28 protein-coding genes are annotated in these 22,211 nt (G+C 59.8%); 17 read left to right on the forward strand and 11 right to left on the reverse strand.

The genetic code is table 11. The features are described 5' to 3' along the window. The first annotated feature begins 4 nt into the window (after positions 1-4). From ACVMIM_RS09510 to ACVMIM_RS09525, 4 genes are read left to right on the forward strand one after another with little or no spacing between them, the layout of a single operon-like run. Positions 5-1,192 (forward strand): amino acid ABC transporter permease, encoded by a 1,188-nt coding sequence (locus tag ACVMIM_RS09510; RefSeq protein ID WP_476111736.1) that lies wholly within the window; start codon positions 5-7, stop codon positions 1,190-1,192. Between the two features lie 3 nt (positions 1,193-1,195). Next, a complete protein-coding gene (locus tag ACVMIM_RS09515; RefSeq protein WP_476111737.1) occupies positions 1,196-2,335 on the forward strand; it encodes an amino acid ABC transporter permease in 1,140 nt (379 codons plus the stop codon). A gap of 46 nt (positions 2,336-2,381) precedes the next feature. Further along, positions 2,382-3,128 carry an amino acid ABC transporter ATP-binding protein gene (locus tag ACVMIM_RS09520; protein ID WP_476111738.1) on the forward strand — a complete coding sequence of 249 codons (747 nt, stop codon included), beginning with the start codon at positions 2,382-2,384 and terminating at the stop codon, positions 3,126-3,128. 58 nt (positions 3,129-3,186) lie between these two features. Further along, positions 3,187-4,419: a MalY/PatB family protein gene (locus tag ACVMIM_RS09525; protein WP_476111739.1), complete on the forward strand. Its 1,233-nt coding sequence runs from the start codon at positions 3,187-3,189 to the stop codon at positions 4,417-4,419. 393 nt (positions 4,420-4,812) lie between these two features. Here ACVMIM_RS09525 and ACVMIM_RS09530 read toward each other — a convergent pair whose 3' ends face one another. The 3 genes from ACVMIM_RS09530 to ACVMIM_RS09540 all read right to left on the reverse strand — a co-directional run bounded on the left by ACVMIM_RS09530 (position 4,813) and on the right by ACVMIM_RS09540 (position 5,772). Continuing rightward, positions 4,813-5,007 carry a hypothetical protein gene (locus tag ACVMIM_RS09530; RefSeq protein WP_476111740.1) on the reverse strand — a complete coding sequence of 65 codons (195 nt, stop codon included), beginning with the start codon at positions 5,005-5,007 and terminating at the stop codon, positions 4,813-4,815. 404 nt (positions 5,008-5,411) lie between these two features. Beyond that, on the reverse strand, positions 5,412-5,591 hold the full coding sequence (locus ACVMIM_RS09535; RefSeq protein ID WP_476111741.1) for a hypothetical protein: 180 nt from the start codon (positions 5,589-5,591) through the stop codon (positions 5,412-5,414). Next, positions 5,584-5,772 (reverse strand): DUF3606 domain-containing protein, encoded by a 189-nt coding sequence (locus ACVMIM_RS09540; protein ID WP_476111742.1) that lies wholly within the window; start codon positions 5,770-5,772, stop codon positions 5,584-5,586. The genes ACVMIM_RS09535 and ACVMIM_RS09540 overlap by 8 nt, the downstream gene beginning before the upstream one ends. Positions 5,773-5,846: 74 nt before the next feature. Between ACVMIM_RS09540 and ACVMIM_RS09545 the strand changes: the two genes are divergently transcribed. Next, positions 5,847-6,209, forward strand: a complete 363-nt coding sequence (locus ACVMIM_RS09545) for a hypothetical protein (protein WP_476111743.1) — start codon at positions 5,847-5,849, stop codon at positions 6,207-6,209. Further along, the gene (locus tag ACVMIM_RS09550; protein ID WP_476111744.1) at positions 6,206-6,343 is read left to right on the forward strand and encodes a hypothetical protein; all 138 of its coding nucleotides are present in this window, start codon (positions 6,206-6,208) and stop codon (positions 6,341-6,343) included. Before ACVMIM_RS09545 ends, ACVMIM_RS09550 begins: the two co-directional genes overlap by 4 nt. A gap of 149 nt (positions 6,344-6,492) precedes the next feature. Here ACVMIM_RS09550 and ACVMIM_RS09555 read toward each other — a convergent pair whose 3' ends face one another. Then, complete coding sequence (locus ACVMIM_RS09555; protein ID WP_476111745.1) at positions 6,493-6,990, reverse strand: hypothetical protein; 498 nt, start codon at positions 6,988-6,990, stop codon at positions 6,493-6,495. Between the two features lie 206 nt (positions 6,991-7,196). Here ACVMIM_RS09555 and ACVMIM_RS09560 point away from each other — a divergent pair, with 206 nt between their 5' ends. Both ACVMIM_RS09560 and ACVMIM_RS09565 read left to right on the forward strand, forming a co-directional pair. After that, a complete protein-coding gene (locus ACVMIM_RS09560; protein WP_476117158.1) occupies positions 7,197-7,943 on the forward strand; it encodes an ATP-dependent DNA ligase in 747 nt (248 codons plus the stop codon). Positions 7,944-8,015: 72 nt separating this feature from the next. Continuing rightward, positions 8,016-8,189, forward strand: a complete 174-nt coding sequence (locus ACVMIM_RS09565) for a hypothetical protein (RefSeq protein ID WP_476111746.1) — start codon at positions 8,016-8,018, stop codon at positions 8,187-8,189. A gap of 907 nt (positions 8,190-9,096) precedes the next feature. Here the strand turns inward: ACVMIM_RS09565 and ACVMIM_RS09570 are convergent. From ACVMIM_RS09570 to ACVMIM_RS09580, 3 genes are all read right to left on the reverse strand, one after another. Further along, complete coding sequence (locus tag ACVMIM_RS09570; RefSeq protein ID WP_476111747.1) at positions 9,097-9,309, reverse strand: hypothetical protein; 213 nt, start codon at positions 9,307-9,309, stop codon at positions 9,097-9,099. An 11-nt stretch (positions 9,310-9,320) separates the two neighbouring features. Then, positions 9,321-10,025, reverse strand: coding sequence for an SOS response-associated peptidase (locus ACVMIM_RS09575; protein WP_476111748.1), 705 nt, complete (start codon positions 10,023-10,025; stop codon positions 9,321-9,323). Positions 10,026-10,407: 382 nt separating this feature from the next. Next, positions 10,408-11,160 (reverse strand): hypothetical protein, encoded by a 753-nt coding sequence (locus ACVMIM_RS09580; protein WP_476111749.1) that lies wholly within the window; start codon positions 11,158-11,160, stop codon positions 10,408-10,410. A gap of 157 nt (positions 11,161-11,317) precedes the next feature. On the opposite strand from ACVMIM_RS09580, the gene ACVMIM_RS09585 reads away from it, so the two are divergent. Both ACVMIM_RS09585 and ligD read left to right on the forward strand, forming a co-directional pair. After that, positions 11,318-11,662, forward strand: a complete 345-nt coding sequence (locus tag ACVMIM_RS09585) for a hypothetical protein (RefSeq protein WP_476111750.1) — start codon at positions 11,318-11,320, stop codon at positions 11,660-11,662. A 557-nt stretch (positions 11,663-12,219) separates the two neighbouring features. Further along, entirely contained in the window at positions 12,220-13,989 is a 1,770-nt protein-coding gene (gene ligD, locus ACVMIM_RS09590) for a DNA ligase D (protein WP_476111751.1), read from the forward strand. 98 nt (positions 13,990-14,087) lie between these two features. On the opposite strand, the gene ACVMIM_RS09595 is transcribed toward ligD, so the two are convergent. Together ACVMIM_RS09595 and ctaD are read right to left on the reverse strand one after the other, a co-directional pair. Beyond that, on the reverse strand, positions 14,088-14,501 hold the full coding sequence (locus ACVMIM_RS09595; protein ID WP_336619391.1) for a hypothetical protein: 414 nt from the start codon (positions 14,499-14,501) through the stop codon (positions 14,088-14,090). Between the two features lie 50 nt (positions 14,502-14,551). Next, positions 14,552-16,210 (reverse strand): cytochrome c oxidase subunit I, encoded by a 1,659-nt coding sequence (ctaD, locus tag ACVMIM_RS09600; RefSeq protein ID WP_476111752.1) that lies wholly within the window; start codon positions 16,208-16,210, stop codon positions 14,552-14,554. A gap of 165 nt (positions 16,211-16,375) precedes the next feature. Between ctaD and ACVMIM_RS09605 the strand changes: the two genes are divergently transcribed. The 6 genes from ACVMIM_RS09605 (at position 16,376) to ACVMIM_RS09630 (ending at position 19,770) form a co-directional block, all read left to right on the forward strand. After that, entirely contained in the window at positions 16,376-16,531 is a 156-nt protein-coding gene (locus ACVMIM_RS09605; RefSeq protein ID WP_476111753.1) for a hypothetical protein, read from the forward strand. Continuing rightward, positions 16,518-17,315, forward strand: coding sequence for a DUF2243 domain-containing protein (locus ACVMIM_RS09610; RefSeq protein WP_476111754.1), 798 nt, complete (start codon positions 16,518-16,520; stop codon positions 17,313-17,315). The genes ACVMIM_RS09605 and ACVMIM_RS09610 overlap by 14 nt, the downstream gene beginning before the upstream one ends. Positions 17,316-18,037: 722 nt before the next feature. Next, positions 18,038-18,430, forward strand: coding sequence for a response regulator (locus ACVMIM_RS09615; protein WP_476111755.1), 393 nt, complete (start codon positions 18,038-18,040; stop codon positions 18,428-18,430). A gap of 245 nt (positions 18,431-18,675) precedes the next feature. Then, positions 18,676-18,885, forward strand: a complete 210-nt coding sequence (locus ACVMIM_RS09620) for a hypothetical protein (RefSeq protein ID WP_476111756.1) — start codon at positions 18,676-18,678, stop codon at positions 18,883-18,885. A gap of 23 nt (positions 18,886-18,908) precedes the next feature. Next, positions 18,909-19,118: a hypothetical protein gene (locus ACVMIM_RS09625; RefSeq protein ID WP_476111757.1), complete on the forward strand. Its 210-nt coding sequence runs from the start codon at positions 18,909-18,911 to the stop codon at positions 19,116-19,118. Between the two features lie 34 nt (positions 19,119-19,152). Continuing rightward, entirely contained in the window at positions 19,153-19,770 is a 618-nt protein-coding gene (locus ACVMIM_RS09630) for an ATP-dependent DNA ligase (RefSeq protein WP_476111758.1), read from the forward strand. 396 nt (positions 19,771-20,166) lie between these two features. On the opposite strand, the gene ACVMIM_RS09635 is transcribed toward ACVMIM_RS09630, so the two are convergent. Then, complete coding sequence (locus ACVMIM_RS09635; protein WP_476117160.1) at positions 20,167-20,865, reverse strand: YoaK family protein; 699 nt, start codon at positions 20,863-20,865, stop codon at positions 20,167-20,169. Between the two features lie 384 nt (positions 20,866-21,249). Here ACVMIM_RS09635 and ACVMIM_RS09640 point away from each other — a divergent pair, with 384 nt between their 5' ends. After that, positions 21,250-21,459: a hypothetical protein gene (locus ACVMIM_RS09640; RefSeq protein WP_278049481.1), complete on the forward strand. Its 210-nt coding sequence runs from the start codon at positions 21,250-21,252 to the stop codon at positions 21,457-21,459. Positions 21,460-21,608: 149 nt separating this feature from the next. On the opposite strand, the gene ACVMIM_RS09645 is transcribed toward ACVMIM_RS09640, so the two are convergent. After that, the gene (locus ACVMIM_RS09645; RefSeq protein WP_278049482.1) at positions 21,609-21,770 is read right to left on the reverse strand and encodes a hypothetical protein; all 162 of its coding nucleotides are present in this window, start codon (positions 21,768-21,770) and stop codon (positions 21,609-21,611) included. Between the last annotated feature and the right edge of the window lie 441 nt (positions 21,771-22,211).

The raw sequence follows: 22,211 nt of genomic DNA on the forward strand, positions 1-22,211 counted from the left end.
GGCCATGTCCGATTTGACGCTTTCCATGCAGCCGCGCAGAAGCCTCTCTTTGCACAATGAGAAGGTGCGAGGCATTTTCTACCAGGTCCTGCTCGCCGGCAGTCTCTCGGCCTTGGCCCTTGGTATCGGCATTCAGACCGCCTCGAATATGCGGGCAAGGGGCATCCCGCTCTCATTCGGCTTCTGGAATGAGTCAGCCGGCTTCGACATCAATCAGGCCCTGATACCCTACGACGCGCTTTCCACCTACGGACAGGCGTTCTGGGTGGGCGTGGTCAACACGCTCTTCGTCAGCTTGCTCGCGATCCTGTTGGCAACGTTGCTCGGCTTCGTCGTCGGCATTGCCCGCCTGTCGCAGAACTGGATCGTCGCGAAGGTCGCGACCTCTTACGTCGAGATCATACGCAACATCCCGTTACTGCTGCAGCTGCTTGTCTGGTACAACGCCGTCCTCAAGCCGCTGCCTGCACCGAAGTCGTCAATCGAAATTCCCGGCGGCATCTACCTCAACAATCGCGGCCTCATAATCCCGGAGGTCCAGCTGCATCCGGGAGCGGGGCTGGTGGGCCTGGCGTTCGCGGCAGCCATTTTCTGCTGCATCGTCTTCTGCTTTTACGCCAAGCGTACCCAGAGACGAACTGGCAGGCAACTGCCAGTGCTCTTGGTTAGCCTCGCGACCCTGATAGGTTTTCCCCTCGTCATTTTCCTGGCGGCCGGCGAGCCGGTATCGTTCATAAGGCCGCAACTGCACGGGTTCAATTTTCAAGGCGGACACCAGCTCTATCCCGAGTTCGCTGCTCTCCTGATCGGTCTGTCAGTCTACACCGGATCCTATATCGCCGAGATCGTCCGGGGTGGCATCCAGGCGGTGCCGAAGGGCCAAACCGAGGCTGCCTACGCGCTGGGGCTCTCACCGGGCAAGACGCTTCGGCTGGTCGTTGTTCCACAGGCGCTGCGCATCATCATACCGCCTCTGACAAGTCAGTATCTTAACCTGACCAAGAACTCCTCGCTCGCTGTCTTCATCGGCTATCCCGACCTCGTCCAAATCTTTGCGGGGACGGTGCTCAACCAGACGGGAGCGGCCGTCCAGGTGATGGCAATTACCCTGGCGGTCTATCTCGCCATCTCCATCGTCACCTCGTTGGCCATGAACGCCTTCAACCGACGTTTTGCCATCGTCGAGAGGTGACGCATGACCGATCAATCCTTGCATCCACCAATCGTCAATCTCGCACTGATGCCGGCGATGGCGCCGCCTGCCGATGTCCGGCCGGGTCCGTTGACCTGGATCAAAAGGAATCTGTTCTCGACGCCGTTCTCAGGCGCGCTGACAATATGCTTTGTCCTCCTTGCGCTGTGGCTGCTGCATCAGTTCCTGAGCTTCGCCGTCATCAAAGCTGTCTGGAGCGGCGGCCGAGACGCCTGCCGTGCGAGCCCCGAAGGAGCCTGCTGGCCCTTCATCGCAGAGAAATTCAATTATCTGCGATACGGCGCGTACCCCGTTTCCGAGCGGTGGCGCGTGGATCTCACGCAGACGATCGGGGCCATCCTGATCGCTTGGCTCCTGTGGACGAAGGCTCCGCGGCGCAAACTGGCGGCAATGCTGTTCTTCGTTCTCTACCCCGTTGTCGCCTTCGCTCTCTTGCGTGGCGTCGCTCTGCTGCATTTGCCCGTGATTGATACCACGCTCTGGGGCGGGCTCCTGATCACGCTGCTCATGTCGATCGTGGGCATCGTTTTCTCACTTCCGATCGGGATCCTCCTGGCGCTCGGACGCAGGTCGGACCTCCCCATGGTCAAGGCGGTTTGCCTCACATTCATCGAAGTCGTTCGAGGAGTCCCGTTCATCACGGTGCTGTTCATGGCGAACTTCATGATGCCGCTTTTCGTGCCCGACTATCTTACCCCAGATCGTCTCCTGCGCCCCCTCGTCGCAATAGCGTTGTTCTCGTCGGCCTATATGGCCGAGGTTGTGCGGGCCGGCCTTCAGGCGATCCCGAAGGGTCAATACGAAGCGGCGAAGGCGCTGGGGATCAGTTATTTCGACATGATGCGCCTGATAGTCCTCCCCCAAGCGTTGACGATCGTCATCCCGAGCATCGTCTCCACGTTCATCGGCCTGTTCAAAGACACGACGCTGGTTGCGATCGTCGGCATCGCAGACTTCCTGAAGGCTGTCGAAACGGCACGGGTCGACCCGAGTTGGGCGGGTCCGACGATCTCCTCAACCGGGTACCTTTTTGCGGGGCTGGTCTATTGGGGCTTCTGCTTCGGCATGTCCCGTTACTCGCAGTCGATGGAGCGCCAACTGGCGCGCGGCCACAAATCCTAGAAAGCGAACGAAGATGCCTCCAGCAGTGTGCACTCCGAGAAGTGAAGTGCCCGGCGAGTCCATCGCCGCCGTTGAACTGCGCGACGTCAACAAGTGGTTCGGCGCTTTTCATGCGCTGAAGAACATCAACCTCACGGTGCGTCGCGGTCAGCGCGTCGTGATCTGTGGGCCGTCCGGGTCGGGCAAATCGACGATGATCCGATGCATGAATCATCTCGAAGAGCATCAATCGGGCGAGATCATCGTCAACGGCAAGCCAGTAGCCCAGGGTCTCCGCAGGATCGACGAAGTCCGCAGCAACGTGGGTATGGTGTTCCAGCACTTCAATCTGTTTCCCCATCTGACGGTGCTCGAGAACTGCGTGCTCGCGCCTGTGTGGGTGAGGAAGATGCCGCGGATAGCGGCAGAAGAATTGGCGCGCCATTATCTCGATCGCGTGAGGATCGCGGAGAAGGCGACCAGCTTTCCGGGACAGTTGTCGGGTGGCCAGCAGCAACGCGCTGCCATTGCCCGAGCCCTCTGCATGAACCCAAAAATCATGCTCTTCGACGAGCCGACCTCCGCCCTCGATCCGGAGATGGTGAAGGAGGTCCTAGATACGATGGTATCGCTCGCCAGTGAGGGCATGACGATGCTGTGCGTCACGCACGAGATGGGATTCGCGCGCGAGGCGGCCGATCGAGTGGTGTTCATGGACCGCGGGGAGATCGTTGAGGCAAACACACCTCACGAGTTCTTCGCCAATCCCCGATCGGAGCGAGCACGCCAGTTTCTGGCGCAGATACTCAACTAGCGACGCCGCAAGCAAGACGGCAAAAACGCGGGCAAACAGATTTTTGCGGGCATCACAAATGACATGTGCGGACACGTCAAATCCGTCGATCGCGGCTGCAAGCCTTGCGGGAGTAGATTTCGACCAAATCCACGACCGTCAACAGTTCGGATCGGTCAAGTGGTCCAATCAATGGGATGAGTTCTCCCCGCGGGTCGAGGGGCAAGGCCTGCTCTCGCTTTGGACGGCGGATATGGATTTCCGTGCTCCGGAAACTGTCGTCACGCGGCTGCGCGAAGCGGCAGACCATGGCATCTACGGCTACACCCGTCGCGATCCGCGCCACTACGAAATCGTGCAATCGTGGTTTGCACGACGCCACAACTGGTCGCCGGACGTGGAATCGCTGCTTCCCGCGCCGGCGATCATGCCATCGGTGGCGACGGTGTTGCGAACCTTCACGAAACCGGGCGACGGCGTCATCGTGCAGGCGCCTGTGTATTCGCCCTATTTCGAAGTGGTTCAGGGGAACGGGCGGCATCTGCTTACCAACCGGCTGAAGCTGAAGGACAATAACTACGAACTCGATCTCGACAACTTCGAGACACTGGCGGCAAGCGGCGCCAAGGTGTTCCTGCTTTGTAATCCCCATAATCCTGCGGGAAAGGCCTGGCGGCTCGATGAACTGACGGCGCTGAACGCTGTTTGCGAGCGCTTTGGGGTTTTGGTCATTTCCGACGACATTCACTGCGACATCAGATTGTCCGACCGGCCTCACATCGTCTTCTCCTCCATTTCGGAGGATGCAGCCGAGAAGTCGTTCATCTGCACGGCGCCGACGAAAACCTTCAACCTAGCCGGCGTTCCCTCGGCGACCATTTCGGTGGCGAACAAAAAGCGGCGCGACAAGCTTTTTGCCGCGATGCAAGCCTCATTCATGGTGAACGCGAACTTTTTCGGCCGCCTCGCCTTGGAGGTAGCTTACAGTACCGGTGCGCCATGGCTCGACCAACTGGCGCGCTACGTCGGCGGCAACATCGATCTGGTCTGCGAATTCGCCCGGGAGCATCTTCCGGGCATAACGCCGATGAGGCCCGACGCATCGTTTCTGGTTTGGTTGGATGCACGCCAGCTCGATGGCCGGGTGGAAGGAGTTCAGAAGTTCTTTGTCAATCGCGCCGGGGTCAATTTATACGACGGCCGCGTTTACGGACCCGGCGGCGAAGGGTTCATTCGCCTCAATGTCGGCTGTCCGCGTCCTCTATTGCGGCGAGCGCTGGAGCGCATGGCAAACGCGCTGATGTCTTCATGACAAAGGCTCAACCGCCGGGCTCCCAACCAAGCCACGCGTGCTATTCTAGCCGCGTGTAAGACCTGGCTTATATTGGCTTAGCTTATATTAACTTCGCTAATCCGACGCCATTCGATTAACCTCTTTATAATTCGCAGCATGTGTGATGTTCTTAATGGAGCGGCTTATAGTGTCGATTCGACTGGCTGGTTGAAGGCCATTGTCCGCTCTCCGAAAGGGAAAGCCGAAGGAGAATACGATCCCTCGGCTCTCGACCTCTCCCGATGGAGACCATCGGGATCACTTGTAGCCCCACACCCGTTTGGGTATTGTTCCTGCCTTGACGGGTGTTTGGAAAGGCTTTCTGTAAGCGCGGCTGCTGTACTCTTACGGCCACGGCGTCGGGGCGCGGCGCTATTCGATCCTTTTGAAAAGCGCCGCCCTTATCTCGTCCAGCGTCTCAATGCCGTTTTCAAACAAGGCGATGATCTCCGCCGCCAAGGACTCCCGCTCGGGGCTATGCAACGGAAGATCGGCCCCAACAGTTGCTTGACGGCCTCCGTCAGTATCGCAAGCTGTTCCGGTGTGGCATTGCCCGTTATGTTTCATAATCGCCCCCTGTGGCCCCTTGTTAAGCATCCGTCGCTATCGCTTCCCGCAGCCAGGAATAACCCGCATTAACATTTGTTATAGGCCGCATGGAGAAGGCGGATTGATCGATTCCTGTTGCCATTTTGCTCGCAGCGATCAGATCGCAGGTGGCCATCGACGGACGACACGGCGATGCCAGAAGGCCTCCGCGCAAGGGGGCTGGTGCCATGCCATCCACATCGATCAAGAGAACAGAAGACGATCCAGCCAGCAGGACGCTCTCCGTCTGATTTGTGGCCAGCGGCAAGCGCTACGATTTTGAGGGGGGCCGCCGGAAACTTATGCGGCGATCCGGGTGGCGTTGGTCAAAGCTATTTCAATGACGACATTCGCAATCACTTCCGCTATCGCCGCATTCCGGACTAGCTGTCCAGTTCAAGCGGCTCGTGTCCGTCCTGCTCGTGCCAGAGGACTTGGCGGAGGTTCGCGCCGATCGACCATCCGCTCATCAGCACGCCGGGCGGACAATGCTCCTCGATCGTGTCGCTGATCATCGGTAGAGCGGCGCGGCATGGAGGATCGTTCTTGCGCAGCTCAGCCACTTTTTAGAGCCTTCGCCTCCCGCTCCAGGGTTTCGCGGGCGTTCCCGTGCTTCCTGATCAGCTCGCGCACCTGCTGCGGCGTCAGCCCGACCTTCTGGGCGAAATACTCCACCTCATAGTCGTCATTAGCCGAAACTCGATCGCGGTCGCGGAAGTCGCGCTTGCCCTTGTCGTCTGCCATGTAGATTCCTCTTGAGTAGGAGAAACACCACCATTGCCGCCTTGTTCCCGCTCTTTGGCGGATCGCGGAACGCCTTGAACGCGCCGCCGTTGTCCCCAATGGCGCTTTCCGACGATATCCGCGTGGTCCGAGGACATGTTCGGCTGGGCAGGCATCACCTTGCGCAGCAGCGCGAGCGCATCGCTCAACTGGAGCGTGATGAATTGCCAATCAGTCAGGCGCTCGATTTCCTTGCGCTTCTGGAAAGCATGCAAGAGCTTCACGAGTGGCATCTGTCGCGGCTGCTCGAAAAGGCTGCGGATCAAGCCTTAATCGAACCGGCCCGAGCCGCTGGACTGCGCGATTCATGCTCAATGAGGACGCGCGGCATCAACTTCATCGACAATTGGATGGCAGAGCACCTCCCAACGCGATCACTGATGATCCCGTCGCGGTGAGCGACCTGGCCGACGAGCTGATGAAAGCGGCGGAAAGGGAAGGCATCCAAGCCAACGAGATCAACGAAGAAATCGACAGCGTCGTCGAGCTGATTTTCGAGAGTCTGGAGCATCGAGATGGCAGCTTGGTGTAGCAAAATGGAACATTTTGGACGCTGATGAATTGTCCCGCGGCGGTCGGTGCCTCGGAGGGGGTGTCAGCCGCTCAAATCGCAGGAAGGCCCGTCGCTTACGTGCCCCGCAACGCACGCCGGGGCAAGGTCCCGGTCTTGCCTAGTCCCCTCTAGACGTCCCCCAGGCGGGGTAATGGTTTATCCTCTGTACGGACGCTATCACCGTACCGAGCCAGCACCGCTTGTAGCTTTTCAATTGCTTCATCCGGCACCCATGCATCCGCTTCGACAACGAATTCGTGGCTCAGCCGACCGATGTAGTCGGGCACTATCTGGAACTGAAAGCCGGGCAGCGCTGCGCGAAGGTCCTCGGCTAGGTCGTCGACAAGCTTGGACGTGACCGCGCACATGCGCGGCGGCACGACGATCATGCTGGTTGCCTGCCGGCCTGATGTCATTTCGATCTGAAAAGGACGGGCGGCCAGCCGGGTTTGGGGACTGCCGGCCGCCCGAGGGGGCTTGGCGGTGTCGGGACAATGGAAAACCGACCAGCCGCCGCTATGCGGGCCGTTGCGGTATGCAAGAAACGCCCCGTTGCGATGGTGAAATGCAGTTACTTTCCACAGGGTCGGTCCCTCGCTTGCACGACCTGATGGCATTTTCAGCATCTGTTAGAAGTTCCTCGCCTAATAGGCCCGCTCGCCGCCCTCACGCTTGCCGGGGTCGCCGAACGTGGGCAGGTCCGAGCGGTGGGCCACGAACACCTCCTACATTCAATTTATCTAAAAATGCCCGGAACCGGACCGCAGGCACGGCTTGAATGTTGGGTGTGTGCATGCGTAACGCGGTCGAGCGTCTGAAGTTCATCGAGGCTATGAAGCCGAAGCTTTTCCGGTATCCTCCGAAGGGCGATGACTGGATTCACGAAGTCAAGCAGGACGGCTATCGGACGCAGATCATCAAGGACAGGGACGGCATCCGGCTTTTCACCAGAAGGGGCCATGACTGGACCGGCGTATTTGCGGAACTGGCGGTCGAGGCGACCGCGATCGGAGCCGATAACTTCATCCTTGAAGGTGAGACCCATCAAGCTAAATGCAGCCGGCCTTGCCGATTTCAACGCGCTTCAGAAAGCCATCGGCACCGGGCAGGGCCAAGGACATCTATCTGGCCGCGTTCGATCTCCTTCATCCGAACGGCAAGGACCTTCGCGATGAGCCGGTGGAGAGGCGTCGCGAGATGCGGCAATCGCATCCAGTTCAGCGAGGCCTTGCCGGGCAGAGGCGACGTGGTTTTTCACCTGGTCGACATGGCCGGGGTGAGGGCATGGTTTCGAAGCGGAAGGGCAGCCGCTACTGCAGCGGGCAACCATCGACTGGCACAAGGTGAAGTGCTTCCAGACGAAGACGCTGGAGATCATCGGCGTCCAGCGCGACCCTGGCCAAGCCGTCCGCGTGTTGATACGGATAGGGGCCGATACGTTGGCGCCGCGGTCGCAGGGGTTGACAGGAGCGCCACCTCCCAAGGAGGTGAAGAAGGAAAAGCCGAGTGGGCTGAAGTCCGGCCTAATGGGCGAGGTCGAGACGCTCAAGGGCGAGGAGAAGCTGCGTCACTTCCCTGAAACGTGCGTGGAAAGGATGAGTGGGAACACCGGCTGCGTCGGCGCTTTTTTAATGGGAGCGAGGACGCTGGCATGGTGGAGACGAGCCGAAGAAAATTCGACCCCCGGACAGAATTCGTGCGCATGGTGGCGCGGCAGACCGGCATCACCGAGGAACAAGTTCGCGAGATCATCGCAATGGTCGGGCTGGACTTTTCTTCGATCGTTAGAGAAGCCCGCATCGTGAAACGTGATAATCCGAGCTGATGTGTCGATCCGGAGTGCCCGCCAGATCGCAGGTGCTGGCGGGCACTCCATGCACTGACAATGAAGGGACTTTGCTTGCCAGCGCCCTTTAATAGGCTTGCCGCTCAAAGGTTTCGCTCCTCAGACCTAGGAGCCCCGCTATAGGACTTCAGTCCCAGACGCGCAGCGTCGTTCCCAAATGGCTCTTGTCTCTGTTGGCGTGTCAGTTTGGTACATCTGGCTCGGCATCGATTTTGCGTCGCCTTTGTTGCGAGGCGGCGAGACAATGACACTTTCACGAGACCTGTACGATTCCAACATCACCTTTCATTGTCCGGAGTGCAAAGCCGAGGTGGTCCGAAAGGGGTCTTGGTTCAAAAGCGCCAGGGTCTACATCTGCGCCAGCTGCAACGCGAAAACCCGCCTTACATACGGGCTCAAGCTGGCGATCTTCGATGCGCACCTGCATCCCCCTTCTGCATCAAATCTGCCGGCGCATGTGAGGCGCAAAGAACAATAACGGACGCCTCTTGCCCCTATGGCCACGAGAAGTTTTATGGAACGTGGCCCTGACCAATCCGTTGGAGAGAGCGCGGCGCTAGGTAGGACTGGAACAATACTTGTCGTGCCGCCGTTGGGGATGACCTGACAGCCCGCCCGAAGGAACCTATCTCGGGCGGGCCAGTCACCAAGCGGCCGGCCGGCGCGCATTACCGCCCGCGATCGCCAGCTCTACTTCGATCTTCGCGTTGTCCTTCTGCGTCATGTTGTCGGCCGCGATTGGCCGGCGCAGCGCACGCTTGGTTTTCCTCTCGCGTCCAGCCGGCCTCGATCGTGCAATCGACGACGGCCTGGAAGCCGGGTTCCATGGCCCGCTGGCAGTCGACCTCGCGGTCGGGATAGTCAGTAGTGCGACGAGGATGACTGATCATAGGTAAGCCTCCCCGTCGCCGCGATGCTCGTCCCGCAGTCCGTGCGGCTTGCCCTTCATCTTGTCCAACTCAGTCTGGAGGTGGCCGTTGAGCACGATCATCTCTTTCAGCGCCTTCACGGTATCGCCGCCGTGCAGCTTGATGAACTTGTCGGCAACCTGTTGCAGCGCTGCCTCCTGGCGGCTGTCCAGTCTTACGATGTGGTCCATTGCCGTTCTCCTTAGAACAAAGAAGCTTGCACCGGCGGCTGCTGCGGGAACTTGATCTGCGTCGCGGGTTTGTCGACGATGATCAACGCATCGTCTGGCGCCGTGCGCTGCAAGTCCTTGGCTTCCGACCACGGCGCTGTCAGCCAGGTGTCGATTTCCTCCTGTATGGTCAGGATTACCGGCATGGCTTTCTCGTGGATCGGCGCGATAACGGCGTTCGGCTTGGTTGTCATGAAGCCGTAGAGCTCGAATTCGCCCGGGCCGTCCTTGACCCGGCGCACGCCTTGCCACTTTGTCCAAAGGCCGGCGAAGAAGAACAGCGGCCGATCCTCGCCGCGGGCAAACCAATAGTTCCGCTGGATGCCGGTTTCAGGATCCTTGTCGGCTGGCCTCGGCGACGGCTCGGCGAAGCTGGTGACCGGAACGACGCAGCGATGCTCGACACCGACATACTGCTGCCAATGTGCATATTGCGGATTGCGGATATTGGTTGTGCCGTAGTCGGCCTTGCCCTTCACGCGTTCCGGCGGCGTCGGCATGCCCCAAAGCAGCCTGGCCAATTCGCGCTGACCGTCCGGTGCGTTTCGCACGATGGCGCCCGGCATATTCGGGTAGACGTCGATCGATGGCTCGAGGTTGCCCAGAATATCGCGCATGGCGCGCGTGAACTGTCGGATCGCCTCTTGCGACGTGGTGAGGTTGTAAAGATTGCACATAGTCCGTTCCTAATTCCGCAGCATCGCCGGCACGCTGAGTGGCCCGATTTCAGAATGCGCTCATTGGCGCCCTTGCGCTGCCAGATGCCACGCGAGCGGCCGCTTTCCCGATCCCGATTCGGATCGAACATGACGCCGCCGAAGTGGTCAAGGAAAGCCGCCGCGGCCGCGCTGTCGGCAAAACAGTGCAGCCGCCACTGCTCTTGCTTGCCGTCTTCCCACCTGGCGATCACTGTCCTGGTCCGGCATGCCACCCCGCGCTGCTCTAGGAAACTGCGGATCGGCGTGAAGTTGCGGCCCGTGCAGATGTCGTCGGGCAGGGCGACCTGGTGCGGCATGTCGCGGTCGATCACCGACGGCGGCGGGATGCCGCGGCTGCGCCTCACCATGCCGGCGGCAGAAAACTGTCGGCCTGCAGGCGCATAGCCGCGAGTGTAAGCGCAATCGCCGCGTTCGCCGGCGGCTTCTCCATGTGCTGATAGCCATCGGTGCAACGCCACGCGGCCACGCTGAGATCATCTTCGTCGTGCTCGTCGCGATCCGGTTCGATGATGCGAGCATCGCATGGATCGTGGTCGACCTCGATCGTCCAACCGGAAAGCGATTTCTCGGTGATTTCCAAAACCTGAGCCAGGTTGCCGGTGAGATAGGGAAGGTCCATCTCCGCGGCCTCGTCCGGTGTGCTCGGCTCATTGATCCAGCCCATCACATAGCAGATATCGACATCGAGTTGCCGGTCGGGGCCGGTGGCTATTTCCAGGCGCTCGATGATCTCACGGTATCTCCCTTGCCTGTCTGGCCAGGTGGCGAGGTTGGCCGTTTTCACCTTCGGTTTCGCTGGACCGATGCCCAAAACCCGGTGCGGGCGCACAACCTTGTCTGCGGGCCATCCTGCACAGCATGCCTGCCAAGCGGCGCGTTCGGCCTCGTACCAGACACTGGCTGCGGTCTCCTGTTCGGCGGTGGGCCCTGGAAAGTCTGGGAATTTCTCCTTCATCCAAGGATCGGCCGCCAGCATCCCGTCCGCAGCATCTCGGTATGAAATTCCAGAGCGGGCGAAAACAGCCTCCGCGGCCGCGACGCCGCGGCACAACTCTTCCCAGGTTGCATTCTCAATCACCAGTCGAAGCGGCATCGCTGCCTCCTGTGGCTATCAAGATCAAGGCAACAGTGAACAAAATAGGAACAAAACTGTCAAGCCGGCATTGACCGGCTAGGAATTTGTTCTCTATTCAGGTGGCATCGGCACGTCAGAGGATAGGCGGACGCCCAAGCGTCCGGCTGCGGGAGCTATGGCGAAGACAGCAGAGGACAATTTCCGAATAGAGGTGTGGGATCGCGACGAGTCGGCCCTTGTCGAGACCATATCGCGTTCACCGGATTTCGTCGTCTCCCAAGCGGGATGGCAGGCGGCAATTCGACGTCGGCCAGGAATGCTGCTCATCCATCGCAACGCCAATCACATCATGGAGAAGCTGCTTACGCCGGGAGAGCAGATCGTTCCGCCTGAGACGATCGTCGATGGCAGCATTCACGCGGGATTGGATGTTGCGCTTGGTGATCTCCGGAGCTGGCACGCACTCCGAGCGTGGTGCAAGAACTGTTCGCATCATGCCGCGGTGAACCCGAGGCCCTGATCAAGCGCTATGGCAAGGCCGCGTTGTTCAGTTCTGTAGAGCGAGCACTATTCTGCACAAGCTGCGATCGCGGTGGACCGGTTCGACTCGAAATCCTGTCGGTGCCTCGATGAGTGAACGAACGCGCAGTTTGTGACGCGAGCAGTTAACCACACGCCGCGATCAGCCATGCGGGCGCATCACCACTTTGATGCAGCCGTTCTGCTTGTCCCTGAATGTCTCGTAGGGGCCGGCCCGTGCGGGTTGGGTAGAGGCGCGCAACTCGACATCAATTGTACACCACTCGTCCGCTCACGTTGCAGATGGGCCGTCAATGCCCCGGACGAACCAGGCATTAGGATCATCTTTGACTGGCAGAAGCTGGATGGCTTTGAGGAGAGGGTCTAAGCCAAGACCATTGCCCTCCGCGGTGGCGATGATACCGGCGTGCGTTGAACTTGCGCTGGAGCCGAAGTCCCGACCGCACCTGGCGCAGCCGATTTACATTCATTTTTGCTAAAATGATCGGAACCGATTGCTGCGGCACGGTTTGAGTCCCCGTTGCAGGAGTCGAGTGCATGCATAGAGCGAAGGGTCAACTCGCATTCATCGAGTTCCAATCGCCAACCTTGGCAGAGAAGCCGCCCGATGAGGGCGATTGGGTGCATGAAATCAAATATGACGGCTACCGAACGCAGCTGGTGGTGGAGGCTGGGAAGGCTAAGGCATTCACGCGGCGCGGCTACGACTGGTCCCACCGTTATAGGCGTGTCATCCAGGCCGCGGCGAATCTGCCGGTCAAATCCGCCATACTCGATGGCGAAATTGTCGTTCTCGGCGCCACCGGCCTGCCTGACTTTCAGGCTCTGGAGCGGGAGCTGGGTAATCCGAACTCCTCCAAGCTCATGTTCTTTGGCTTCGACCTTCTGCACCTCAACGGCCAGGACCTTCGGCAGCAGCCCCTGATTGATCGCAAGGGCGCGCTGCAGAACCTGCTGACGGACACCGCGCCGACATTGACCTATGCCGAGCACCTTGAAATGAGCGGCAAGGACGTGTTCGACCACGCCTGCCGAATGGGCTTGGAGGGGATCGTCTCGAAGCGGGTGGACGCTGTCTATCGCTCGGGTGTCCAAACGAGCTGGCTCAAGCTGAAATGCGTCAAGAGCGACACTTTTCCGATCGTCGCGTTTGTCGAGAAGCTCGGCGCTCAACCGCGCCGTGTAGCATCGCTCTATATCGGCAAGCAGGAAGGCGATCGGCTGCTTTATGCCGGGAAAGCTCAAAGCGGCTACACACTGGAAGCGGCGCGGCGCATTCGAGAGCGGCTCGACCCGCTTATCGTCAGCAAATCTCCCTTGTCAGAGCCAATCCAAAAGCCCAAGGCCACCTGGGTGAAACCCGTTGTGCTGGCCGAGATACAGTTCAGCGGTGTGACCGACAGGGGGATATTGCGCGAGGCCGTGTTCAACGGCTTGCGCGAAGACCTTCAGACGATTCCGGCCAAGCCCCCGTCGCCCTCCAAGCGCAGGTCCGAAATCCAGAGCGTAGTCCCTCGCGAGAACATTTTGCAGTTTCTGCCCGAAGCGGTCGCTCCTTCCAAGGAGGACCTCGTGCGATACTGGTGGCTTGTGGCCGATCAAGCTCTGGTCCACCTCGGCGGGCGACCGCTCAAGCTGGTCCGCCATGCCTCGGGAGTCACCTTCTATCACAAGGGGCCACTGCCTGCGATACCCGCGGCGGTGCACCAGCTGCGCATCCAGAAGCGCGAGGGCGGTGAGGGTGTCCGAGTCTGGATCGACGACCTCGACGGCCTGCTCGGCCTGGTCGCTATGGATGCCGTCGAACTGCATCCGTGGAACGCCAAGGTCGACGATATAGAACATGCCGACCGGGTTGTCCTGGATCTCGATCCCGGAGAGGGCGTTCCGTGGGACCAGGTGATCGAAGCCGCCTTGTCTTTGCGAGACATATTGGAAGCGGCTGGCCTGGAGAGTTGGCCGAAGGTCACCGGCGGCAAAGGCATCCACCTGATGGCTCCGCTCACCACCAGGATGACCCATGACCGCGCGCGCCAATTGGCGAGGTCTCTCGCTCAACGCCTGGTCGATGCCGATCCGGACCGGTACCTGCTGTCAGCCGATCCGGTAGCGCGGAAAGGGCGCATCTTCCTGGACTATCTTCGCAACGGGCGGGGCAACACCGCGGTCGGCGCGTTTTCGCCCCGAGCACGACCCGGCTTCGCGATCGCCCGTCCTGTAACCTGGAGACAGGTTGAGCGGGGGCTGCAACCGGATGCTTTCACGCTGGCGCATCCGTTCAATGCCCGCGGTCAGAAAGCAGCATAGGGTGGGTTAGCTATCGCGCTGCTTCCGATCAGAAGTTTAATCTCTGTTCGAGCGAGGCACTGGAAGCCGCCCTGGCGATCAACCCGTCATCGGCGCGATCATGCGCATCCATCCCGATGGGAAAAGCCCGCCCATGTCAGGGCGAGCGCGTCATCCTGTCCATGAACAAGGGTCGCCCGGGCGCGACGGATTGAAAACGCGCGGTTGATCTCCTTCAGGCCGGTGCGAAGGAACAGGCAATGATGGCACATCGCAGTATTGCCATGCGCGAGCGCATAGGCCGGTTCGAGCGCGATCGCGTGCTCAAGAAGTACCAGCGCCCTGGTCCCTTGCTCCGGCATACCGGAATCGACATCACGCTGGGCCTGCAGCACGAGATGATAGGCATCGAGACTGTCAGGGCGCCTGCGCCTGAGGCGTTGGATCTCGGCCTTCCGCACCCTCGGCGCAATGGCGCCCACCGCTGCCAGCGCGATCTCGTCTTGAAGCGCAAAGATGTCTTCGGAAGGCAACGTTGGCGCTCAACGGGCTGGATGAACCTCCAGCGGGTGCCTCAGGTAGCCTACTTGATGACCGGCAGGCGATCCCACTGATGAAAGGGCGGGGGCGAGGGCAGCATCCATTCCAGCGTTGTGGCTCCTGAACCCCACGGATTGCTGCCAACTTGGCGTCTCCGGTAAAAAGCTTCTATCACGCAAGCGAGGAAGAAGAGGACGCTCACGCCGGACATGTACGAGCCGTAAGAAGACACCATGTTCCATCCGGCAAACGCGTCGGGATAATCGATGTAGCGCCTTGGCATACCGGCCAGGCCGAGGAAGTGATGCGGGAAGAACACCAGGTTGACGCCAATGAAAGTTGTCCAGAAATGTACGCCGGCAAGAACGGAATTGTACATATATCCGGTCATTTTGGGGAACCAGTAGTACCACCCTGCGAAGATACCGAAGAGCGCGCCCAGTGATAGGATGTAATGGAAATGGGCTATCACGAAGTAGGTGTCGTGCAGCTCGCGATCGAGCCCCGCATTGGCCAACTGGACGCCGGTTACGCCACCAATGGTGAAAAGAAAAATAAAGCCGAGAGCCCAAAGCATCGGCGTTTGCAGGCGGATGGATCCACCCCACATGGTGGCGATCCAAGAGAAGACCTTGATACCGGTCGGAACAGCGATAACCATTGTCGCGAAGGTGAAGTAACGCTGGGTATCGAGACCGATCCCGCTCGTGTACATATGGTGTGCCCACACGATAAACCCGATCGCGCCTATGGCGACGATTGCATAAACCATCCCCAGATACCCGAAGATCGGCTTTCGCGAAAACGTCGAAATCACCTGGCTGACGATGCCGAAGGCCGGAAGGATCATGATATAGACTTCAGGGTGCCCGAAGAACCAGAAGAGATGCTGGTACAGGATCAGATCCCCGCCCTGATCCGGCACGAAGAAGGCAGTGCCGAAATTTCGATCGGTCAGCAGCATCGTCAGCGCGCCAGCCAGCACAGGTAGAGCCAATAGCAGCAGGAAGCCGGTAATCAAAACCGACCAGGCGAACAGGGGCATCTTGTGAAGCGTCATGCCGGGAGCCCGCATATTGAAGATCGTGGTGATGAAATTGATGGCGCCTAGGATCGAAGACGCGCCAGCGATGTGTAAGGCCAGGATGATAAGATCCACCGCCGGCCCCGGGTGTCCAGATGTCGACAAGGTCGGGTAAAGGAACCAGCCGGTTCCAGCGCCGTAGCCCCCAGGCACGCCAGGCATGAACATGGAAAGCAGCAGCAGCATGAAGGCCGGTGGGAGAAGCCAGAACGAAACGTTGTTCATCCGCGGGAACGCCATATCGGGCGCTCCGATCATCAACGGGATCATCCAATTTCCGAATCCCCCGATCAGCCCTGGCATCACGGCGAAAAAGATCATGATCAGCGCATGGGCAGTCGTGAACACGTTGTAAAGCTGCTTGCCGCCATCGATCGCCGAATCGCCCTGATAGCCGTAGAGGAATGCGGCCAGACCCGGGAAAATCTGAATGCCGGGCTCCTGAAGCTCCATTCGCATCGCCACCGAGAGAACCATTCCGACGATGCCCGCGATGATCGCAAAGACCAGATACATCGTGCCGATGTCTTTGTGATTGGTCGAGAACAGCCAGCGCGCGGCTCCAGTGGGGTGGCGGATACCAGCTTGCAGTTCTGCACTTGTCTCGGTGGGGGACACGGCAACTCTCACTTTTCAGCCGGATGACTGGCAGCGAGTTATGCACGCGCCAGGCGCACCGAACCGGACAATGTGGGGATTGTTCCCCGCCGATTGGCGGTAAATTTTCCGGCCGCTGGAACAACCAAACCAACGGCCTGTTCGGTTGCGACAGGAGCGACGCAAATGCTGGAGATGTTTGCAGCCCTACTGGTGCTTTCGGCGGTCGCCGGGGGATTGATTGTCGTGTTTTGGCTGGCGGCCCGTCATGGCCTCCATGGTCCGCCGGAGAAGGCGCCGATCGGCGGCACCGATGTGGGAGGACCCGATGTCGCTCCATGAGGGCGTTGGCCGTTCTCTTGGTGGCCTGGATCGCAAGGCGCTTTGCGGATGGCTGCTGGTCGGCTTCGCGCTGGCTGGATTTTTCGATGGCATCGTTTTGCACCAGATCTTGCAGTGGCATCACTTGCTTTCAGCCGTTTCCCCCAAAGCCGACTTGCGGTTCCAGATCATGAGCGACGGCCTGTTCCATCTGGCGATGTACCTGTTGCTAGTATTGGCAACCATTTTGCTGGTAGCGGCACGCGCAGCCAACTCACGCGTCGTCACGACAAGTGAGATTCTGAGGCTGTCGCTGGTCGGGTTTGGCCTGTGGCACGTTGTCGATGCCGCTGTATTTCACTGGCTGCTGGGGCTCCATCGGATCAAGATGAATAGCGATGCTCCGCTGGCCTGGGACATCGGGTGGGTCGGTGTCTTTGGTCTTGGACCTTTGCTGCTCGCGTGGGTCTTGCCGAGCCGGAGCGGGACGGCGAGTGGGAGCGCGAGCGCTGCCTTGACGAGCATTGTCTTACTGTCAGGGCTAGCGGCAGGGGTCGGACCGAGCTTCACCCGAAACTCCGAAACGATAGTGGTCTTTCAAAGGGGGATGAGCCCGGCCTCCATGATGCAAGTGGTTCTTGGTGCCAGCACGGGCTTAAAATGGACCAGCTCCGACGGATCTGTGTGGGTCGTTGGGCCGGTCTCATGGGCAGGGCTATTCAGGTTGCATGCGAACGGTGCCCTTGTCGTCAGCACATCGCCGTTCGTCAGCGGCTGCTTAGCTTCGTCGCGATTCAAGGCCTGAACGGAATAGCACGCTCGGTCGTTTATCTTCGCCTCAGTGCCGCCAGCTCCAGTCAACTCCCAGGCCGGTTGCTTCAACCGACTAGCCCCAAGGTTTCGTCGAGTGACCGCCGCGAGCCTGCTCTGCCAGCAGCGTTGTGGATGTGAGCGGCAGCTAAAGCTGCCTGACCAAATCCACTGCCATCTGGTTGAGAGCTTTGGCCACGTCGCCGATGGCGTAAACTCCCTCGACCGAGCTTTGCGGGTGCGAGCCAATGTAATGTAGCCGTCGTCATCGCAGTCGGCGCCGACGTCCATCGCGAGCTCGGATCGGACCTCGCATCCCATGGCGGGATAAAGCACGTCGATCCGCTCCGTCGACCCATCTGCCATGACGACGTCGAGCCCGGAGTAGCGCAAGACGAGATCATCAACGGCGTCCCAGACCGCTATACCAGCGGCGCGGGCCTCAGTTCGCTTAAAGGCCCTCTATCCATTGGCACCAGGTACGTGTGGGCTGTTCTATTCTAGGGGCGGCGCTTCCGTAGCGGAACATTGAGCCTAAGCCGATGTTCGGGGGCGCGACGCGCGCTTTCCCGAGCGCTTCACCGCGTCGTGTCGGGTGGATGGTCCCCGACAAAGAGCCTGGCTGACCCTCCCACAGCCAGGCTCTTTCTAGCTTCACGGATGGGGAACCGGCTGTATTGCGGGGTAGTAAATCGAAGTAGGCATGAGGTGGATGCTATGTTGGCTCTCATTCTGGAAGACGAGTATCTGATCGCCAACGACCTTGCTGGGGACCTGAAGGAAGCGGGGTTCGAAGTCAACTGTGCTGCCAGTGACACCGCAGCCGAGGCGTGGCTGGAGCGCAACACGCCAAGCGTTGCCATTCTCGATATCAAGCTGTTGGATGGGCCGGAAGGAAGGGCTGCTGCTCGCCTAAAGGAACTGGGCGTTCCTTTCACCGTTCATTCTGGCTACGATCCGGCTTTTCAGGCCCGATCTTCCAGGGAGTGCCGTACCTGCCCAAACCGGCGCCGGTGCGACACCTTGTTAGTCTGGCGGCCCGGCTGGCCCAGGGCTCTGACAGTACTAACACGGGCATTTCGCCGTGACACTCTTTTGACCTGTTGCTAGGTGTCACCGCCGCGCAATCATGCTCAAGCGTTCGCGGTTATTTTGCCGTACTTCTTAATGAGGTCCGCAGATCGCGGTCGCCGAACTTAGCGCTTCTTGTCTTCTGCCATGTAGGTTCGGTCTGAATGGGAGTAGCACCACCATTGGCGCCTTGTTCCCGCTCTTTGGCGGATCGCGGAACGCCTTGAACGCGCCGCCGTTGTCCCTAATGGCGCTTTCCGACGATATCCGCATGGTCCGAGGACATGTTCGGCTGGGCAGGCATCACCTTGCGCAACAGCGCCAGCGCATCTCAACTGGAGCGTGATGAATTGCCAATCAGTCAGGCGCTCGATTTCCTTGCGCTTCTGGAAAGCATGCAAGAGCTTCACGAGTGGCATGTGTCGCGGCTACTTGAAAAGGCTGCGGATCAAGCCTTAGTCGAACCGGCCCGAGCCGCTGGCTTGGGAACATAGTAGAGACTGCGCGATCATGCTCAATGAGCACACGCGGCATCAACTTCGTCGACAAATGGATGGCAGAGCACCTCCCAAACGCGATCACTGATGATCCCGTCGCGGTGAGCGACCTGATGAAGGCGGCCGAGCGAGAAGGCATCCCGGCTGCGGAGATCAACGAGGAGGTCGACAGCGTCTACGAAGTGATCTTCGAAGCGATGGAGCACCGCGAAGGAAGCTTGGCGGGGTAGACCGCGAATAACGGTTATTACAAACAAATTTGGCTTGGAACCGATCGGCCAGGTGCGGCTTGAATCGCGTTCGGAGTACAACGTGTATGCATGGCGCCAGAGAGCGGTTGAAATTCATCAATCCGATGGAACCCGCTCAGGTTCTCGAGCCGCCTATCAGCGACGATCGGTTTCACGAGATCAAATAGGACGGGTTTCGCACCCAGCTGATCCTCGATTGGGCTGGTGCTCGCGCATTCTCAAGGAACGGCCACACTGGTCGAAGCGCTACCGGCCCGTCATCGGAGCGGTCGAGAAGCTTCCGGCGAAATCCTTCATCATCGACGGCGAGATGATCGCGCCGGATCCTGACGGTCGGCCCAACTTCCATGAGATGCATTCCCGCATGGCATGGAACACCGAGCTGCTCGCGTTCGTCACGTTCGACATCCTGCATCTGGACGGCCGGGAGCTGCGGTCGCTGCCGGCCGTCCAGCGCAAGGACATTCTCTGGGAGCTGGTCAGGCCGGCTACAGACATCATCCAATATAGCCATCGCGTCGAGGGTGGCGGTGCCGAGTTCTACGCCGCCGCCGACAAGATGGACTCGAGGGCATGGTCTCGAAGCGGAAGAACAGCCCTTATCGCAGCGGGAAGACCGAAGCCTAGGTAAAGACGAAATGTTGGGATGTCGCCGACTTCGAGTGGTTGGGCATAAGGCGCGACCCCGGTAAACCGGCTGTCGCGCTTGTGGCGCGTGACGGCAAATACGCCGGCGGTGCCGTCATCACGGCAAACCGTTCCATCAAAGAACGGTTATGGCGGCGCGTGGAGGAGGCAAGGGCGAAGCAACCGACTGGCGTGCCGGCTGCGGTCACGGACGATTTGGAATGGGTGAGGTCTGGCATCGTGGCGCGGGTGAAGACTCTCAGGGGTGAGGCGAAACTGCGCCACGCGTCAATGCTGGATTTCGGAGTCGGCGAGCCGTCAGCACTAGGCGCACTAGCTACGTGCCCCTTCTCCAATCGCGCATTTACCGCCAGCCCGAAGAAATGGCAATCGGGGGCCCCTATGGCAACGCTTTGGCGCGTCGCCCCTCGGGAAGCGAGACGGCCAATAGCACCGCAGCGCAGCAGAACAGCAAATAGCCACCTATCAAATTGTACAGGACCGCTCCTACGACGCCGCCAAACAGGAAGCAAAAAATCGTGCCGGTGTGGAGACGCAGACGTTCCATTGCGTTCGGGATTTTTGACGACGAACTGAGCAGGGCTGCAAGTCCGAGCCCGATGTCGGTTGCCATCCCTGATACATGCGTTGTCCTCACCCTGGCGTTCGATATCAGTGTGGTCGCCGCATTTTGGAGCCCCATGATGAAGCTCAGTCCGAGAACCAATGCCCAGCCGCTTTGCGGGCCGGTCAGGGCAATATCGGCAAGCCCGAGAACAACGAGGAGCGCCGCCTCAAAAGTGATGCTGTAGGCGTAGATAGCGCGGACTCCTCGCTTGCGGCCGGCCTCGATCAGCAAGCCCGAGATGAACGCCCCTGTAACGAAGGCGCCGACCAAGGCGCCGAAGAAAGCCGCCGTGCCAAATTGTGCCAACCCGAGGTGGTCGGACAGCGATGAAACGTTGCCTGTCATGTTGGCGGTGAAAAAGCCCGTTGCCTGGAAACCAGCGGCGTTGAGGGATCCGGCTATCGCCGCCAGCAGGGATGCCAAGCGGATGTCGATCCCGAGGGTCCGTCGATCGCCTTCACTCACCAGCATCGCCACCCACCTTCCGGCTGACCCGTTTCAAACGATTCCTACGGTCGATCACCATAGAGCGTAATTGTTATCGATGAACTCATGCAGCTATGATTTCGCAGGTCTTGGCTTAATCCTCGATCGGAGAAAAGGAGGGGCCAGGGCGCGTCGCAACATAGAAATTATGAATCCACTACAGCGGTCACAGTCGTCCGGCTCTATGACGTTCCTTGTGCGGGTTCCTCGGTCGGGCGGACCATCCGGGAAAGGGGCGCACAGGCAGTTTCAGGGAAGATTGTCCGTCGGCTCACGCCGGCGGGCTTTTCTTTTCTTGACAACCAACAATAGCGCCGCTCAATTTGATGGGCGTTTTGAGGGATCAGCCGGTTTAGGGAGGGACCTCACGTGCCGATTTATCAAAGAGCCAAAGAGGCGGGCATCTTTAGTTCTTCAGAGGTTGCGCTGCTCGGTCGCGTGTTCGACAAATTGAAGGACGAACGCCAATCCTTGGAGCGGCGCGAAGCCCTGGCATCTCGCCTTTTGGCAAATTACTTGGCAGGGATCAGGGACGAGACTGAGCTGCTGTCAGTTTCCAAGTTGCCGCTCGGGCGCTAAACTGTTCCGATTAGTCGCCCGACATGGCCTCCTGCGTTTTGATTCTCGGCGCGCTTCGGCGGTCTGTCGAATGACAGCCGCTCAACTGTGGCCACGATCGCCACGGGCGAGTCGAAGCTGAGCCTCACGGCGCAAGGGGTTCACGAGGACTATGGCCGGCCGATCGCCTGAAAGCCCGCGAGGTCGACGGCGCCTGTGAGGTGTTCGAGGGTGATGACGTGCTCGGCCGGTTCATCAGCATTGTCGAGATGGCGCGCTTCGTGCGCGATCGCGGCGCGCGCTTCTGGCTCTCGGACCGTGATGGGCGGCAATACCTAGCCGTATGACTTCTCGCCGACTTTCTTTGGGTCCGATTCCGTCGGCCGGCTCCTTGGTGAAAGGCACGGACCGAGTGCGGGCAAGTGGTTCTGGTCGTGCTCGACCTATGACAGGCGCTGGCGCGGCCATGGTGGCGGTAGAGGCCGCGCGGAGAGCAAGGACGAGGCCGTCGCCGCGCTCGAAACGGAGTTCACCCGCTACATCGCCGACACGCCCGACGGCTGGTCGGCCTATGCCGCGTCGAAAGGCGAGTGAACTCGGCCCGCCATTTCGTCTTCCTGTATTCGACGAAGGGTTTCTTCTTGGGCGGCGCAGCCCCTTGGGCTTCATCGTCGGGTATTTATGCTCGCCAAAATCAACGCCGAATGCGCCTTCAATTTCTGAATTTGCTCGACGGCGGCGGAAAGTACGAAGCGGGGGTGCTTCTCCCAATA

This window comes from Mesorhizobium sp. USDA 4413, assembly GCF_056280365.1.

Excerpts from the sequence above, each read along its gene's own strand:
- ACVMIM_RS09570 (WP_476111747.1), bottom strand. The coding sequence starts at position 9,309 with ATGGACCACATCGTAAGACTGGACAGCCGCCAGGAGGCAGCGCTGCAA.
- ACVMIM_RS09525 (WP_476111739.1), top strand. The coding sequence starts at position 3,187 with ATGACATGTGCGGACACGTCAAATCCGTCGATCGCGGCTGCAAGCCTT.
- ACVMIM_RS09580 (WP_476111749.1), bottom strand. The coding sequence starts at position 11,160 with ATGCCGCTTCGACTGGTGATTGAGAATGCAACCTGGGAAGAGTTGTGC.
- ACVMIM_RS09620 (WP_476111756.1), top strand. The coding sequence starts at position 18,676 with ATGTTCGGCTGGGCAGGCATCACCTTGCGCAACAGCGCCAGCGCATCT.
- ACVMIM_RS09635 (WP_476117160.1), bottom strand. The coding sequence starts at position 20,865 with ATGCTGGTGAGTGAAGGCGATCGACGGACCCTCGGGATCGACATCCGC.
- ACVMIM_RS09585 (WP_476111750.1), top strand. The coding sequence starts at position 11,318 with ATGGCGAAGACAGCAGAGGACAATTTCCGAATAGAGGTGTGGGATCGC.
- ACVMIM_RS09510 (WP_476111736.1), top strand. The coding sequence starts at position 5 with ATGTCCGATTTGACGCTTTCCATGCAGCCGCGCAGAAGCCTCTCTTTG.
- ACVMIM_RS09515 (WP_476111737.1), top strand. The coding sequence starts at position 1,196 with ATGACCGATCAATCCTTGCATCCACCAATCGTCAATCTCGCACTGATG.
- ACVMIM_RS09540 (WP_476111742.1), bottom strand. The coding sequence starts at position 5,772 with ATGGCAGACGACAAGGGCAAGCGCGACTTCCGCGACCGCGATCGAGTT.
- ACVMIM_RS09610 (WP_476111754.1), top strand. The coding sequence starts at position 16,518 with ATGTCGCTCCATGAGGGCGTTGGCCGTTCTCTTGGTGGCCTGGATCGC.
- ACVMIM_RS09605 (WP_476111753.1), top strand. The coding sequence starts at position 16,376 with ATGCTGGAGATGTTTGCAGCCCTACTGGTGCTTTCGGCGGTCGCCGGG.
- ACVMIM_RS09575 (WP_476111748.1), bottom strand. The coding sequence starts at position 10,025 with ATGTGCAATCTTTACAACCTCACCACGTCGCAAGAGGCGATCCGACAG.
- ligD (WP_476111751.1), top strand. The coding sequence starts at position 12,220 with ATGCATAGAGCGAAGGGTCAACTCGCATTCATCGAGTTCCAATCGCCA.
- ACVMIM_RS09530 (WP_476111740.1), bottom strand. The coding sequence starts at position 5,007 with ATGAAACATAACGGGCAATGCCACACCGGAACAGCTTGCGATACTGAC.
- ACVMIM_RS09555 (WP_476111745.1), bottom strand. The coding sequence starts at position 6,990 with ATGCTGAAAATGCCATCAGGTCGTGCAAGCGAGGGACCGACCCTGTGG.
- ACVMIM_RS09560 (WP_476117158.1), top strand. The coding sequence starts at position 7,197 with ATGAAGCCGAAGCTTTTCCGGTATCCTCCGAAGGGCGATGACTGGATT.
- ACVMIM_RS09565 (WP_476111746.1), top strand. The coding sequence starts at position 8,016 with ATGGTGGAGACGAGCCGAAGAAAATTCGACCCCCGGACAGAATTCGTG.
- ACVMIM_RS09625 (WP_476111757.1), top strand. The coding sequence starts at position 18,909 with ATGAGCACACGCGGCATCAACTTCGTCGACAAATGGATGGCAGAGCAC.
- ACVMIM_RS09615 (WP_476111755.1), top strand. The coding sequence starts at position 18,038 with ATGTTGGCTCTCATTCTGGAAGACGAGTATCTGATCGCCAACGACCTT.